This window comes from Gordonia sp. CPCC 205515, from assembly GCF_048537925.1.
Taxonomy (GTDB): domain Bacteria; phylum Actinomycetota; class Actinomycetes; order Mycobacteriales; family Mycobacteriaceae; genus Gordonia.
In genome coordinates this window covers 29,110-43,350 of sequence record NZ_JBCLVJ010000023.1, presented here as the reverse complement: position 1 = coordinate 43,350, position 14,241 = coordinate 29,110, and the positions used below count along the sequence as shown (strand labels likewise).

The following is a 14,241-nucleotide window of genomic DNA, read 5'->3' as shown; positions in this document are numbered from 1 at the left end:
CATGCCCGACGACTTCCTGATCGCACACAATCCGGAGGAGGGGTCTACGCTCCCGTATCTGGTTCGGATCCCGTTGGGTCCCAATGGGATCATCCTGAAAGTCCGGGACACGTGGCCACGAACCAGCAAGGTCTACTGCCACCGGGCGACCGAGTGGCCACGCGATGCCGAGATCGTCGAACAACTCCCGGTGCGGTCGGTGTCGCGGCGTGGCGCAGCCATCGACCTGGTCATCGACAGGGCCCGGGAGAACCGGTCACAGTTCGTGCTCACACGTGCCCGCGGCCGGGAGATGATCTTCTGGCAGTCCCGCCGAACCACCAAGCAGGCCCGGCCGAATGTGGCGTTGCCGACGGCGCGGGCACATGGGCAGTCCATCGAGATCGTCGTCGACTCGGGCGAGAAATACGCGTACACCTTTGGCCACCAGCAGGCCACCACGGTGCGACGCCGCCTTGCCGCAGGCGACTACGCGATCGTCGACGACGACACCGTGATCGCGACGGTCGAACGTAAGTCCATCGACGATCTCTCAGGTGGTTTGCTGTCCGGAAAACTGACCTATCAACTCGCGGATCTCGCCGCCTGCAATCGCGCGGCGGTCGTCGTCGAATCCGCGTACAGCGCCGTCTTCAAACGCGAATACGTCGCCGGGGCGTCGCTCGCCGAGGCCCTGGCCGAGGCGCAGGTGCGATTCCCGATGGTCCCGATCGTGTTCTGCGACAACCGGAAACTGGCCGAGGAGTGGACCTACCGGTGGCTCGGCGCTGCACGTCACGAGTGGCAGCTCAACCAACGCACCGATGTCGTCGTGGCCGATCTCGCGGGCCCGGCCGCGACGGCCGCCGAGATCCGGGAGTGGGCGCGCGCCGCAGGCCTCGAGGTTCCCACAAAGGGACGCATCCCGGCCGCGATCCGCCGAGCCTACGAGGATCGCAACGGCTAGCCGGGTATCAGCCCAGCGCCCGATCCAGGTCGGTGAGCAGATCGTCGATGCCCTCGAGGCCCACCGACAGCCGAACCACGGAGTCGCCCAAACCGATTGCCGCACGACCCTCGGGACCCATCGCGCGGTGCGTCGTGGTCGCCGGGTGCGTGATCAGCGACTTGGAGTCACCGAGGTTGTTGCTGATGTCGATGACCTGCAGACCGTTGAGCACCTCGAAGGCACGCTTCTTGCCGTCGACACCGCCGCGGTCGGCGAGCTCGAAGGTGACGACCGTGCCACCACCCGACATCTGCGACCTGGCCAGCTCGTACTGCGGATGTGATTGCAGGAACGGATATTTCACCCAGCCGGTACGGGAATCCTGCTCCAGGAACTCGGCGATCCGCTGCGCAGAGGCCACCGACGCGTCGACGCGCAGCCGCATGGTCTCAAGTCCTTTGAGCATCGTCCATGCGTTGAACGGACTCAACGCCGGTCCGGTGTGACGCATCAGGGTCTGCACCGGGCCGTCGATGTAATCCTTGGTACCCAGGACGGCGCCGCCCATGACGCGCCCCTGCCCGTCGATGTGTTTGGTGCCCGAGTAGACGATCACGTCGGCGCCCATATCGAGGCCCTGCTGCAGCAGCGGCGTGGCAAAGACGTTGTCCAGCACCACCTGAGCGCCTGCTGCATGCGCCATCTCGGAGACCTTGACGACGTCGACGAGACTCTGCATCGGGTTCGACGGCGTCTCGAAGAACACGGCGGTCGTCGGCACCGAGAGCGCCTGCTCCCACTGGTCGAGATCCTCGCCGTCGACAAACACGGTCTCCACACCCCAGCGAGGCAGGATCTCGTTGCAGACGACGAAGCACGAGCCGAACAGGCTGCGGGCCGCGACCAGCCGGTCACCGGTCTTGAGCAGCGCACCGAGCGCAACGAAGACCGCGGCCATGCCGCTGGCGGTGGCAAAACAGGCTTCGGCACCCTCGAGTTGACGCAGCCGCTCCTCGAACATCCGCACGGTCGGATTTCCGTAGCGCGAGTAGACGAATCGCTGGTCCTCACCGGTGAAGGCCCGCTCGGCGGCCTCGGCCGAGTCGTACACGTACCCACTGGTCAGGTACATCGCCTCGGACGTCTCGAAGAACCCGGACCGATCCAGTCCGGCGCGCACGGCGAGGGTGTCGGCCGAAAGGCCTTCGGGCAGTTGCTTGCTCATGACTGTCTCCAAGGCAGGTTCGTGGCGCGCCAGCCGGCACCGCCACGATGGTCATTCTCGTCGAGGGCACCCTCGAATCCGTCGAGAACGTTGTAGGACTTGCGGATTCCGTCGGCGGTGGCGGCCTCGGCGGCTCCGATGGAGCGGTGACCGGACCGACAGATGAAGATCACCTCGTTGTCGTCGGTGATGCCCGATTCGCGGAGTTGTTCGACGAATGCCTCGTTCGGCATACCCTCGGGGAAGGTCGTCCACTCGACGAAAACGGTTCTCTTGCCCAGTATTTCGAGGTCAGGAATACCCACGAACGACCATTCGGCACGCGTCCGGCAGTCCACCAGGACCGTCTTGGGCTCGTTCTCCAGCTTCTGCCACGCCTGCTGCGGCGTCAGATCTCCGGCATAGCTCACGACGTACACACCTTCCAATTCCCGTCCTCGCGCACCACGACCGCGCCGGTCACCTGCGTCTCGTCGGGCTTGTCGTCGAAATGCCAATGTACCTGCGCGGTCGCCCGCTCCCCGGTCACGGTGAGGTCAGTGATCTCCGGGATCACGATGTGTCCGTTTTCCTCGGTGGAGCTGCGGTTCTGCTCGACGAACTCCTGCTCGGACGGAAAGGTGTCCGACGAGAGCTCCGCGGCGCAGGTCACCGACCGATACTTCGCATAGTCGGCGGTGTTGCGCGCGGTGTAGGCGTCGTTGATGGCGTGCTGCACTCGCGCGGTCTCGCTCATGCGGTCATCGGCCGGCCGGATCAGATGTGAGATCCCGATGCCGGCCACGGCGACGACGACCACCGCGGCGGCGACGAAGAACGGCCACGCATCCTTCCACGACCGTTCCACGTCGGCCGGTTCTTGTGGCTGCGCCTCCGCGCGCCCCTTCTGGCCTCGTGACATGCCGCGCAGTCTATCGGCCGCCGACCGCGGCCCCGATCGAGCGTCCGGACAAACCCGCTGGACCGGCCGCGAAGTGAGGTAAGCCTCACACGTATATTTTCTTCAGGCGCGTCGAGCGCCTACCGTAGAAGGGATAGGGCTGCGTAGGCGGCCTTCACCAGCGACTCTCCTGCGAGGGTCACCACGAGAGCCACGGAAAGCATCTACTGGAATGAGTGACACCAGCCGCCCGTTGCGGGTTGCCATCATCGGTGCCGGCCCCGCCGGGATCTACGCCGCCGACGCCTTGATGAAGTCGGACACGGTCAAAGACCGTGGCGTCAGCATCGACCTGTATGAGCGCATGCCGGCCCCGTTCGGCCTGATCCGCTACGGCGTCGCGCCGGATCATCCGCGCATCAAAGGCATCATCACCGCACTGCACAAGGTGCTCGACAAGCCCCAGGTGCGGTTGCTGGGCAACGTCGACTACGGCACCGATATCACGCTGGAAGAGCTCCAGGACCTCTACGACGCGGTGATCTTCTCCACCGGCGCCACCGACGACCGGGTCCTCGACATCCCCGGCATCGACCTCGACGGCAGCTACGGCGCCGCACAGTTCGTCGCCTGGTACGACGGACACCCCGATTTCCCGCGCACCTGGCCGCTCGAGCAGGAGAAGGTCGCGGTCATCGGCGTCGGCAACGTCGCCCTGGACGTGGCGCGTGTGCTCGCCAAGACCGGCGACGAGCTGCTGCCCACCGAGATCCCGGCCAACGTCTACGAGGGACTCAAGGCCAACAAGGCCATCGAGGTGCACGTGTTCGGCCGCCGCGGACCCGCCCAGGCCAAGTTCACCCCGCTCGAACTCAAGGAACTCGATCACTCGCCGAACATCGAGGTGATCGTCAACCCCGAGGACATCGAGTACGACGAGGGCTCGACCGTCGCGCGTCGCAGCTCGAAGATCACCGACCAGGTCGCCACGATCATCGAGAACTACGCGATCCGCGAACCCAAGCAGGGCGCGATCCACAAGCTGTTCCTGCACTTCTTCGAGAACCCCACCGAAATCCTCGGCGAGAACGGCAAGGTTGTCGGACTGCGCACCGAGCGCACCGAACTCGACGGCACCGGCAACGTCAAGGCCACCGGCAAGACCACCGACTGGGAGATCGGCGCCGTCTACCGCGCCGTCGGCTACCTGTCGGACAACCTGCCGAAGATCCCGTTCGACCAGCAGGCCGGCGTGATCCCGAACGAGGCCGGACGCGTCTTCGACGAGGGCCAACACCTCACCGGCATGTACACCACCGGCTGGGTCAAGCGTGGACCGGTCGGCCTGATCGGCCACACCAAGGGCGACGCCAACGAGACCGTCGACTGCATCCTCGAGGACATGACCAACGACGCGCTGCTCAACCCGGCCAAGCCCGGCGAGGACGCCGTCATCGAACTCCTCGAAGGCAAGAGCATCCCCTTCACCACCTGGGACGGCTGGTACCGCCTCGACGAGCACGAGCGTCAGCTCGGTGCCGCTGAAGGACGTGAGCGGATCAAGGTCGTCGAGCGTGACGACATGCTCGCGGCCTCCGAGCCCAGCAAGGTCAACCCAACGTAACGCTCGAGCTTCACCCGCCAGCCACTACATGTGGCGGATAGCGAACCGAAGAGCGTTGACAGCGCCCCGAATTTCATTGACCGCGCCCATCCCGCCTCGAAAAGGCGGGTCGACCCGAGGGTCATGGGCGCGGTCAATGAAATTCGGGGCGCTGTCAACGCAACTCCCGGCGTCAGCCGGGAAGACGCAACCACCGCCAGAGGCTGACGTCACCGCCAGAGGCGGACGCTACTACCTCGGCTGAGGGGCGCGCGGGACCGGGAGACGGTTACCGTCACGCTGATCCACGTTCGCCCAGAACCCGAAGTTGTTCGCGAGGTTCTCGGTCTGCGAGCCGATCGTGTAGCCGCTCACCGACGACGGCCAGCAGCCGCGCCAGGTGGTGTCGATCGCCCGGAAGCTCTGTCCGGCACGCAGCACGCCACGCGGCTGACGCGGGATCGAGACCCAGGTCTCCGCTCCGCCGAGTTCGAAGACGCGGACGTTGGTCATCGTCGACCCGCCGATGTTCTTGACCTGCATCCAGCGGTGCATACGCCAGCCGGGCAGGTTGTCCCAGGTGGGGCCCCAGCCCTTCCAGTAGCAATTGATGCCGCCGGTCAGCTGCAGATCACCCGGGCCGGCCGGCGGGCGCGGCGGCTGCTGCGGTCCACCCGGTCCACCCGGTCCCGGCTGCTGCGGTCCTCCCTGTCCCGGCGGCTGGTTCGGCGGGGCGGCCGATGCCGGAGCGGTGGCCGCCAGTCCGCCGGCTGCGATGCCGACGGCAGCCAAGAGGGCTGCCCCGGTGCGCTTGAGCGAGGTGTTCATGGAACTCTCCTTCGTTCTCGGCTTGTGCGTGCTGGATGGACCCACAACACATCTGGACTATCGACCCACCCCAAGCGCATCGTTACGTACAGCACAGCGGATTCACAGGATCCCCAGGTTTTTCGTTATGCAAACTTTATGCCGTCGTGCCCGCAGCAAGGAACCGTAATTCGAGGTTGGTAAGGTTTACCTTCGTGCGTCGATTGGCCGGGATTGTGCTGCTCACGGCCGTATTGGCGGTCGCGGTGGCGGCGTCGATCGCCATCGGCACCCGGTCGATCGCCCTTGGCGACGTCTGGCACGCGCTCTGGCTCAACCGCGCGGCCGTTCCCGTCGCACAGAGTTCCACCGACACCGTCGGCATCGTCCGAGAACTCCGGGTGCCGCGCACCGTGCTGGGCCTCGTCGTCGGTCTGGCCATCGGTGCCGCGGGCGCGGTCACCCAGGGTCACACCCGCAACCCGCTCGCCGACCCCGGCATGCTCGGTGTCAACGCCGGCGCGGCGTGCGCCGTGGTCATCGGCGTCTACGTCCTCGGTGTCCAGAGTCCCCTCGGGTTCATGTTCTACGGGATGGTCGGGGCGTTCCTCGCGGCGACGGCGGTCTTCGGACTGTCCGCCCTGTCGGGCTCGAGCCCCCTGACCCTGATCCTCGCCGGCACCGGTCTGTCCGCGCTGCTCCTGGCGGTGACGTCGGGCATCGTGCTGTCCGACAGCGTCACCCTCGACACCTGGCGATTCTGGAATGTCGGCGCCACGTCCGGCCGTGGCATGGATGTGTTCTGGGCGTCGCTCCCCTTCATCGTGATGGGCCTGGTCCTGGCCCTGGCCAGCGGGCTCTTCCTCAACGTCCTCAGCCTCGGCGACGACATGACCAAGGCGCTCGGGTCCCGGGTGATGGTGATCCGGATCATCGGCATCATCGCCATCACGCTGCTGGTCGGTGCGGCCACCGCCGCCTGTGGTCCGATCGTCTTCCTCGGCCTCGTCGTGCCGCACATCGCGCGGGCGTTCACCGGCCCCGACTACCGCTGGATCATCCCGTATTCGGCGCTCCTCGGCGCGATCCTGATCCTGGTGTGCGACATCCTCGGACGGGTGATCGCCCGGCCGGGTGAGGTGCAGGTCGGCGTGATGCTCGCGCTGGTGGGTGCGCCGTTCCTGATCGTGCTCGTCCGTCGACGGAAGCTGGCCACCGTATGACCCTCGAGAAGGTGCGCTCCGCCCCGGATCCGGTGACCGCCGGTACCACGCCGTGGAGCCTGCGCCCGCGCATGCTGATCACGGTCGCCGTCGCCGCGCTCGTCACCCTGCTGTTCTTCCTGATGAGTGTCGCGATCAGCGACTACCCGATGACCGCCATCGACGTCGCCCGCATCCTGCTCGGCGGCGGACGTCGCATCGAGAACGTGATCGTGTTCGAGGTGACGCTGCCGCGCGCCTTGGTGGCGCTCCTGGTCGGATTCGGCTTCGGCATGGCCGGCGCGCTCACCCAGACGATCGCGCGCAACCCGCTGGCCACGCCCGACATCCTCGGCATCACCGCCGGAGCGAGTGCCGCGGCCGTCGCCGCCATCGCGTTCTCCACCACATGGGGCGCCTGGTTCGCCGGCATCGGCGTGCCGATGGCCGCGCTGATCGGCGGTTTCGCCACCGCCGCGGCCATGTACCTGCTGGCCTGGCCGGGTCGTCGGGCCAACGCGGGCATCGACCCGTTCCGGCTCGTCATCATCGGCGTCGGCGTCACCTGGATGCTGCAGGCGCTGACCAGCTACCTGTTGACCCGCGCCGACATCCAGGAAGCCGGCCGCGCGCAGACGTGGTTGGTGGGCTCGGTCGATCAGTCCACCTGGTCCGATGTGTGGCCGGCGGTGCTGGCGGTGGTGATCGGTGTGGTGATGGTCGTCGCGCTGGCGAAACCCATCGGCGTGCTGTTCCTCGGTCCTGACATCGCCCGCGGACTCGGGGTGAACGCCGGACGGATCACCACCATGGTGTTGCTTGCTGCGGTCGCGGTCACCGCGCTGTGTGTGGCCGCCGCCGGACCGATCTCGTTCGTCGCGCTGCTCGCCCCGCAGATCACCATGCGCCTGACCCGCACCCCGGTGCCCACACCGCTCGCCTCGGGACTGCTCGGCGCGGTCCTGGTCCTCGGCGGCGATCTGCTGTGTCGGACCCTGCTGCCCGCAGGTCTGCCCGTCGGGGTCGTCACCGCCGCGCTGGGCGGCCCGTTCCTCATCTACCTCATGATCACGATGTCCCGGAAGGCGAGCGCATGACCACCGGAACCGGAGAGCGACCGAACCGGAAGTTCCTCAGAGCACACAGCAGGTTACGCGCCGAGGGATTGAGCGTCGGCTACGACGACCGGCTCATCATCGAGAACCTCGACATCGCCATCCCCGACAGTTCGGTCACCACGATCATCGGCCCCAACGGGTGCGGTAAGTCGACGTTGCTGCGCGCGCTGGCCCGCCTGTTGCCGCCGCGCTCGGGCACCGTCTATCTCGACGACGCCGACATCACCACCATCCGCCCCAAGGCCGTCGCCCGGACGCTCGGCCTGCTGCCGCAGAATCCGGTTGCGCCCGAGGGACTCACCGTCGTCGACCTGGTCAGCCGTGGACGCCATCCGCATCAGCACTGGTATTCGCAGACGTCCGACGCCGATCGCGCCGCCGTCGCGCGGGCACTCGAGCAGACCAACACCGCCCATCTCGCCGACCGGCCACTGGACTCGCTGTCCGGCGGGCAGCGTCAGCGGGTGTGGATCGCGCTGACGCTGGCGCAGGAAACCGATCTGCTGCTGCTCGACGAACCCACCACCTACCTCGATCTCGCGCACTCGGTGGAGGTCCTCGATCTCGTCGCGACGTTGCGCGCCGAGCACGGCAAGACCGTGGTGATGGTGCTGCATGATCTCAATCTTGCCGCGCGCTACAGCGATTCGCTGTTCGTGATGGCCGACGGCGCAATGGTCGCGTCGGGCACACCAAGCGAGGTCATCACCACCGAACTCCTCGACCAGGCTTTCGGCCTACGGTCGACGATCATCGCGGACCCGGTGTTCGGCGCCCCGATCATCATCCCGCTCGGCTCACATGTCGCCGAACGAACCTGACCCGATCACCACACGAAGGCGCTGCCCAGCCAGATCCCGCTCGCGATCAGCGCGGCGAACAGTTCGATCCCCATCGTGATCAACGCCGCCTTGGCGGCGGATATCGCTCCGCGCCAAGCAGATCCGCCGCTGCGGGTGCGGACGAGTTCGGCGCCGTAGGCGCCGACGATGAAGCCGATGAACAGTCCGATCACCGGGATCACGAAGAACCCGATGATGCCCAGCACACCGCCGACGGCGATGGTGACGTTCGGGATGCCCGCCGATTTCAGCGATCGGCCGGCGAGGAAGTACTTGATCACCTCACCGAGGACGATCACCAGTGTCGCGGCGGCGAACACACCCCACGCGCCGCCGCCGACCACGAACGCCCACACCCCGATCGCCGCGACGATCAGCAGGGTGCCCGGCAGGATCGGGAACACGATGCCGAGCAGACCGAGGAGGATGACCACCCCGACGATCACCTCGCCGACGAAAGACATTGCCGTCCAGCCGAATCAGTCGACGGGAGCGGGATCGGCGCCGTCGGTGGGACGGACCGGTGGCGGCCCCGGGGGGCGAGTGCCCGGCGGGATCGGACCCGGCCGTCCGGCCGGCGGCCCCGGCGGCCGTCCGTTGCCCCGCGGCGGCATCGGACCCCGTGGCGGGAGCGGCCCGCGCGGCGGTGGACCCGAAGGGGTGCGACCCGGCATCGGGCCGCGCGGCGCACCGGGATTCGGCGCCACTGCCGGTCCCCCGCGCGACGGCGCCGGCGCTTCGCGGCGGACCGCGGGTTGCGCCGCCGGCGGCGGCGGGACGGCCACCTCGAACGGCCGTCCGGGTACCGGATTCACCAGGGACGCAGCATGTACCGCACGCTTGCGGGCGGTGGCGACGTCGTCGGCGGTCGCGGTGACCACACCCATCCGACGCCGATGGAAGCTCTCCGGCTTACCGAAGAGCCGGATGTCGGTCTCGGGTACCGCGAGTGCGCGCGCGACGTTCTCGAATCCGATTGCGGGCTCATCGAGTTGGCCGTAGATGACGGCGGAGGCACCGGGTGAGGCGAGTGTGACGTCGACGGGCAGACCGAGGATCGCGCGGGCGTGCATCTCGAACTCGGAGAGCCGCTGGGTGGCCATGGTGACCAGACCGGTGTCGTGCGGCCGCGGACTGACCTCGGAGAAGTAGACGTCGTCGCCCTTGACAAACAGCTCGACACCGAAAATTCCTCGGCCACCGAGCTTTCCGTCACCCAATGCGGTGGCGATGCGGGCCGCGATCGACGTCGCGGAGCCGAGGGCGTCGGTGCTCATCTGGTGCGGCTGCCAACTCTCCACGTAGTCACCGCCAACCTGCTGGTGACCGATGGGCGCACAGAAGTAGGTGGCCAGGCGTCCGGTGACCGGGTCCACCGCACGGACGGTGAGCAACGTGATCTCGTAGTCGAAGTCGATGAAGCCCTCGACGATGACCCGATCGCCGGCCACTCGCGCCCCGGAACCGGCTTTCTCCCAAGCGGTTCCGATGTCGGCGGGGGCCCGCAGCACCGACTGCCCCTTGCCCGACGACGACATGACCGGCTTAACCACGCACGGGAACCCGATCTGCTGTGCGGCGACCTCGAGTTCTTCGAGCGACGACGCGAACAGGTAGGGGGAGGTCGGGAGTCCGAGCTCTTCGTCGGCGAGACGTCGGATGCCCTCACGGTTCATCGTGGCGACCACCGCGTGCGCGGTCGGGATCACCTCGGCGAGACCGCGTCGCTCCACCTCCACGAGCGCATCGGTGGCGATGGCCTCGATCTCCGGCACGATGAAGTGCGGTTGGTATCGCTCGACGAGGGCGGTCACCGCGGCGGCCTCGGTCATGTCGATGACCTCCGCGTGGTGGGCGACCTGCTGGCCGGGCGCATGCTCGTACCGATCGACGGCGATCACCTCGACGCCGAGGCGCGCAAACGCGATGATCACCTCCTTGCCGAGTTCACCGGCACCGAGCACCATCACCTTGGTCGCGGTCGGACTCAGCGGCGTTCCGAGGAGCGCGGGCGGGCCCACCAGACGCGTGGGCGCGGCGTTACGGGGCTCTGCTGTCATGCGGCGAATTCTACGTGGCTCACCCCATGAACTCGTGGACGTAGCACCACCGCCAGACCTCGCCGGGCTCGGCCGAACGCATCACCGGATGCCCGGTCTCCTCGAAGTGCTCAGTCGCGTGCCGTCGTGGACTGGAATCGCAGCATCCGATATGTCCGCAGGTCAGGCACATCCGCAGGTGCGACCAGTGGTGCTCCCCCAGCTGGGTGCATTCCTCGCAGACGTCCGGGCGGTCACGGGGCGCCGGGTCGTCGTTCGCGTCGACGCCGATGGTGCCGAGTTCGTCACATCGCGCGCCGGCCGAGGAACTCTGGGTGGACTCGCCACCGGAGGGATCAGCGGAACGTCGGAAGAGTCGCATGTTCACCATTATCCCGGTCCGTGCGACGTATTAGGTTCTTCGAGTGAGCGCTTCTCTGTTGCTGGTCGCGGTGGTCGCGGTGCTGATCGCCGCGCTCTGCCGCCGGTACGGCCTGTCGGCACCCTTGATCCTCGTCGTCGTCGGACTCGGTCTCGCCTGGATTCCCGGCACCCCCGAGGTCATGCTGGAGCCCGATCTGGTGCTGTTCCTGATCCTGCCGCCGCTGCTCTACTCGGCGGCCCAGGACAGTTCGTACCAGGCGATCCGCGCGAACCGGCGGGCGATCGGCCTGCTCGCCATCGGGTTGCCCCTGTTCTCCACGGTGCTGGTGGGTCTGGTCGCCTACTGGACGATCCCGCACATGCCGCTGGCCGCGGCGCTGGTCCTCGGTGCCGTCGTCGCACCCCCGGACGCGGTCGCCGCACAGGCCATCGGCCGGCGAGTCGGGCTGCCGCGCCGGATCATGACCCTGCTCGGCGGCGAGAGTCTGCTCAACGACGCGACGGCGCTGACGGCCTTCCGGATCGCGCTGGCCGCCGCAGTCGGCGCGACCGCGACCCTGTGGGAGGGCTTGTCGACGTTCGCCATCGCCGCAGTCGGTGGCGTCGCGCTCGGCCTGGTGATCGGCTATGCGGTGTCGTGGCTGCGGGTGTGGCTGACCGATCCGCCGATGGAGACGGCCATCGGGCTGCTGGTGTCCTTCGGCACCTACTACGTCGCCGAGGAGGTGCATGCCTCCGGGGTGATCGCGGTGGTCGTCGCCGGTCTGTTCCTGGGCCAGCGGTCGGTGCGGCTCGGCTACGCCACCCGGTTGCAGGACGAGGCGGTCCGCAAGTCCATCGACGCGATCCTGGAGTCGTTCGTCTTTCTGCTCATCGGTCTGCAGCTGCCGTTCCTGATCCGTGGGCTGGCCGGCGAGTCCTGGCAGCAGGTGGCCATCGACGCGACCGCGGTGCTCGTCGCGACCATCGTGGTCCGGTTCCTCTGGGTCTACCCGGCAACCTACATTCCGCGCCTGCTACTCCCGAAAGTCCGCGCGCGCGAACCATTTCCCGAACCGCGACTGGTATTCATCGTCGGCTGGGCCGGGATGCGCGGGGTGGTGTCGCTGGCCGCGGCCTTTGCCATCCCACTGGCCACCGATTCCGGCGATCCGTTCCCGGCGCGCGCGGAGATCCTGTTCCTGACCTTCGTGGTGGTCGTCGGCACGCTGCTGATCCAGGGCACCACTTTGCCGTGGATGATCCGGCGGCTCTGTGTTTCCGGCGACGACGCCGCTCAGGATCGTCTCGCGTTCGCGGGCGCGCAGGACCGTGCGTCGCGGGAATCCGAACGCCACCTCGACGAGATCTCCGAAGGCCTCGCGCCCGACGATCCGCGCCGCCACCAGATCATGATGCTGCGCAAGTGGGTGAACACCCAACGCAACGTGGCGTGGGAGGAGCTCGGACGTGGACCGGAGGACATCGGCGAGAGCCCGACCGCGGCCGCCGACCGGATTCGCATGGAGCTCTTGCAGATTCAGCGGTCCGTGTTCATCGCCGAACGCGACGAGGGCCACATCGGCGACGAGGTGCTGCGGATGGCGTTGCGGCGCCTGGATTTTGCGGAGGGTCAGATGGATCGTGTGGAGGAGTGAGTGAGGTCGGCGGCATAGACCGTCGTCTCGACGGTGCGACCGCGCAGCGTCGTCGTCTCCTGCCGTTCCCACTGCGCCGCTTCGTCTCCGGCCGCGTCGATCGCGCGACCGGACGCCAGCGGACGGCTCGGATCCCGCTTGGCCAACTCCGAGAGCCGTGCGCTCTCGTTGACCGGATCGCCGATCACGGTGTACTCGAATCGTTCGATGGCGCCGACGTTTCCGGCGACGACCGGGCCGTACCCGACGCCGATTCCGGCTCTGAGGTCGGGTACATCGGCGGCCAGTCCGGTGGCAACCTCCCGGGCCGCGGACAACGCGGCACCCGCCGGGTCGTCGAGATCGATGGGTGCGCCGAAGATCGCGAGTACCGCGTCGCCCTCGAACTTGTTGACCAGCCCCCGATGTCGTTCCACCGCGTCGACGATGACCGCGAAGAAGCGGTTGAGAATGTCCACCACCTCCACCGGTGACCGATCCGCGGCCAAGGTGGTGGAGCCGATCACGTCCACGAACACCACCGCCACCGTGCGTTCGGTGCCGCCGAGTTCCGGATCCCGTTGCATCGCAGCATCGGCGACATCGCGCCCGACGTGTCGGCCGAACAGATCGTGGAGGTGCTCGCGCTCGCGCAGCCCGGCGACCATGCTGTTGAACCCGACCTGCAGGTCACCGACCTCGGTGCCGTCGTAGACAACCAGGTCGACGTCGGTGTCACCACTCTGCACACTGCGCATCCCGCCGCGGACGCTGCGGATGGCCGCGTTGACACTGGTCGTCGACAGTACGCACAGGATCAATCCGGTGCTGATCGCGATCACCGCGAGCACCGTCACCCCGATGAACAGATCCAGCTTGGTGGTGTCGTCGCGCAGGACGCCGAAGAAGACCACCAGGATGATGCCGATGATGGGGACGGCCGATCCGGCAATCCACGAGACGACCGCGCGCGACAGGATGCCGGTGCGCTGCCTGCGCCGATATCCCGCACTGATGACCTCCGCCTGCACCGGCCGCATGGCGAACTCGATCAACAGATCCGACGCGGTCACCACCACCACACCGCTGAGCCCCACGACAAACAACACCTTGGGGATGAGGTTCGGGTCCATGACGCCGTACATGATCGTGAACATCACGGTCGCGATCGCCCACAGCACACCCTGGATGGCGACGAGCCGGCGCGGCGCGCGTTGGGCGCGCCTTGCGTCGTCGCGGGTCGGGATCCGCTGCTGGATCGACCACCGCAGATCCCGCAACGCCACCACGGTGCCCAGTGCGATGCCGAGCGCGAACGCCGCGACGACGTAGACCGGCACCGCGATGTAGTTGATCCACCAGAGTTCGGGCTGCAGCACCGAGGGTTCCGGGATACCTACGGTCGCAAGCAGGATCGCGATAGCAACGCCGAACAGGTTCGCCACCACGATGCACACCGTGAGCAACGTCTGAATCCGCACACGCCGCCGACGCGGACTCTCGTCGGCGCGCCCCAACAGGATCGAGCCATAGTCGCGGCCGGTCCTCGTCGTACTCATGCCGCTCAGCTTCTCATGGCCAGCGCCCGATTCGGCAC

Annotated in this window: 14 protein-coding genes; 6 read left to right on the top strand and 8 right to left on the bottom strand. The window is 67.4% G+C overall.

The genetic code is table 11. The features are described 5' to 3' along the window. The first annotated feature begins 1 nt into the window (after position 1). Positions 2-946 carry an ERCC4 domain-containing protein gene (locus AAFP30_RS27305; protein WP_419233201.1) on the top strand — a complete coding sequence of 315 codons (945 nt, stop codon included), beginning with the start codon at positions 2-4 and terminating at the stop codon, positions 944-946. Between the two features lie 7 nt (positions 947-953). On the opposite strand, the gene AAFP30_RS27300 is transcribed toward AAFP30_RS27305, so the two are convergent. The 3 genes from AAFP30_RS27300 to AAFP30_RS27290 are packed head-to-tail and all read right to left on the bottom strand — an operon-like array spanning position 954 to position 3,054. Further along, the gene (locus tag AAFP30_RS27300; RefSeq protein WP_419233200.1) at positions 954-2,153 is read right to left on the bottom strand and encodes an O-succinylhomoserine sulfhydrylase; all 1,200 of its coding nucleotides are present in this window, start codon (positions 2,151-2,153) and stop codon (positions 954-956) included. Continuing rightward, complete coding sequence (locus tag AAFP30_RS27295; RefSeq protein WP_419233199.1) at positions 2,150-2,563, bottom strand: rhodanese-like domain-containing protein; 414 nt, start codon at positions 2,561-2,563, stop codon at positions 2,150-2,152. Before AAFP30_RS27295 ends, AAFP30_RS27300 begins: the two co-directional genes overlap by 4 nt. Further along, positions 2,560-3,054, bottom strand: a complete 495-nt coding sequence (locus AAFP30_RS27290; protein ID WP_419233198.1) for a hypothetical protein — start codon at positions 3,052-3,054, stop codon at positions 2,560-2,562. Before AAFP30_RS27290 ends, AAFP30_RS27295 begins: the two co-directional genes overlap by 4 nt. Before the next feature lie 211 nt (positions 3,055-3,265). Here AAFP30_RS27290 and AAFP30_RS27285 point away from each other — a divergent pair, with 211 nt between their 5' ends. Then, the gene (locus AAFP30_RS27285) at positions 3,266-4,657 is read left to right on the top strand and encodes an FAD-dependent oxidoreductase (protein WP_419233197.1); all 1,392 of its coding nucleotides are present in this window, start codon (positions 3,266-3,268) and stop codon (positions 4,655-4,657) included. Positions 4,658-4,888: 231 nt separating this feature from the next. Here the strand turns inward: AAFP30_RS27285 and AAFP30_RS27280 are convergent, their stop codons facing one another. Then, positions 4,889-5,464, bottom strand: coding sequence for a hypothetical protein (locus tag AAFP30_RS27280; RefSeq protein WP_419233196.1), 576 nt, complete (start codon positions 5,462-5,464; stop codon positions 4,889-4,891). Positions 5,465-5,658: 194 nt separating this feature from the next. On the opposite strand from AAFP30_RS27280, the gene AAFP30_RS27275 reads away from it, so the two are divergent. Genes AAFP30_RS27275 through AAFP30_RS27265 form a run of 3 tightly spaced genes read left to right on the top strand, consistent with a single transcriptional unit; the run spans position 5,659 to position 8,584 of the window. After that, complete coding sequence (locus AAFP30_RS27275; RefSeq protein ID WP_419233195.1) at positions 5,659-6,666, top strand: FecCD family ABC transporter permease; 1,008 nt, start codon at positions 5,659-5,661, stop codon at positions 6,664-6,666. Further along, positions 6,663-7,742, top strand: coding sequence for a FecCD family ABC transporter permease (locus AAFP30_RS27270; protein ID WP_419233194.1), 1,080 nt, complete (start codon positions 6,663-6,665; stop codon positions 7,740-7,742). Before AAFP30_RS27275 ends, AAFP30_RS27270 begins: the two co-directional genes overlap by 4 nt. Then, positions 7,739-8,584, top strand: a complete 846-nt coding sequence (locus AAFP30_RS27265; RefSeq protein WP_419233193.1) for an ABC transporter ATP-binding protein — start codon at positions 7,739-7,741, stop codon at positions 8,582-8,584. The genes AAFP30_RS27270 and AAFP30_RS27265 overlap by 4 nt, the downstream gene beginning before the upstream one ends. 5 nt (positions 8,585-8,589) lie before the next feature. Here AAFP30_RS27265 and AAFP30_RS27260 read toward each other — a convergent pair whose 3' ends face one another. The 3 genes from AAFP30_RS27260 to AAFP30_RS27250 are packed head-to-tail and all read right to left on the bottom strand — an operon-like array spanning position 8,590 to position 11,026. After that, on the bottom strand, positions 8,590-9,069 hold the full coding sequence (locus AAFP30_RS27260; RefSeq protein WP_419233192.1) for a DUF456 domain-containing protein: 480 nt from the start codon (positions 9,067-9,069) through the stop codon (positions 8,590-8,592). A 15-nt stretch (positions 9,070-9,084) separates the two neighbouring features. Beyond that, entirely contained in the window at positions 9,085-10,665 is a 1,581-nt protein-coding gene (gene purT, locus AAFP30_RS27255; protein WP_419233191.1) for a formate-dependent phosphoribosylglycinamide formyltransferase, read from the bottom strand. Positions 10,666-10,684: 19 nt separating this feature from the next. Next, on the bottom strand, positions 10,685-11,026 hold the full coding sequence (locus AAFP30_RS27250; RefSeq protein ID WP_419233190.1) for a UBP-type zinc finger domain-containing protein: 342 nt from the start codon (positions 11,024-11,026) through the stop codon (positions 10,685-10,687). Between the two features lie 43 nt (positions 11,027-11,069). Here AAFP30_RS27250 and AAFP30_RS27245 point away from each other — a divergent pair, with 43 nt between their 5' ends. Then, positions 11,070-12,665, top strand: coding sequence for a Na+/H+ antiporter (locus AAFP30_RS27245; protein ID WP_419233189.1), 1,596 nt, complete (start codon positions 11,070-11,072; stop codon positions 12,663-12,665). Here the strand turns inward: AAFP30_RS27245 and AAFP30_RS27240 are convergent. Next, the gene (locus AAFP30_RS27240) at positions 12,641-14,203 is read right to left on the bottom strand and encodes an adenylate/guanylate cyclase domain-containing protein (protein ID WP_419233188.1); all 1,563 of its coding nucleotides are present in this window, start codon (positions 14,201-14,203) and stop codon (positions 12,641-12,643) included. The genes AAFP30_RS27245 and AAFP30_RS27240 overlap by 25 nt on opposite strands. Between the last annotated feature and the right edge of the window lie 38 nt (positions 14,204-14,241).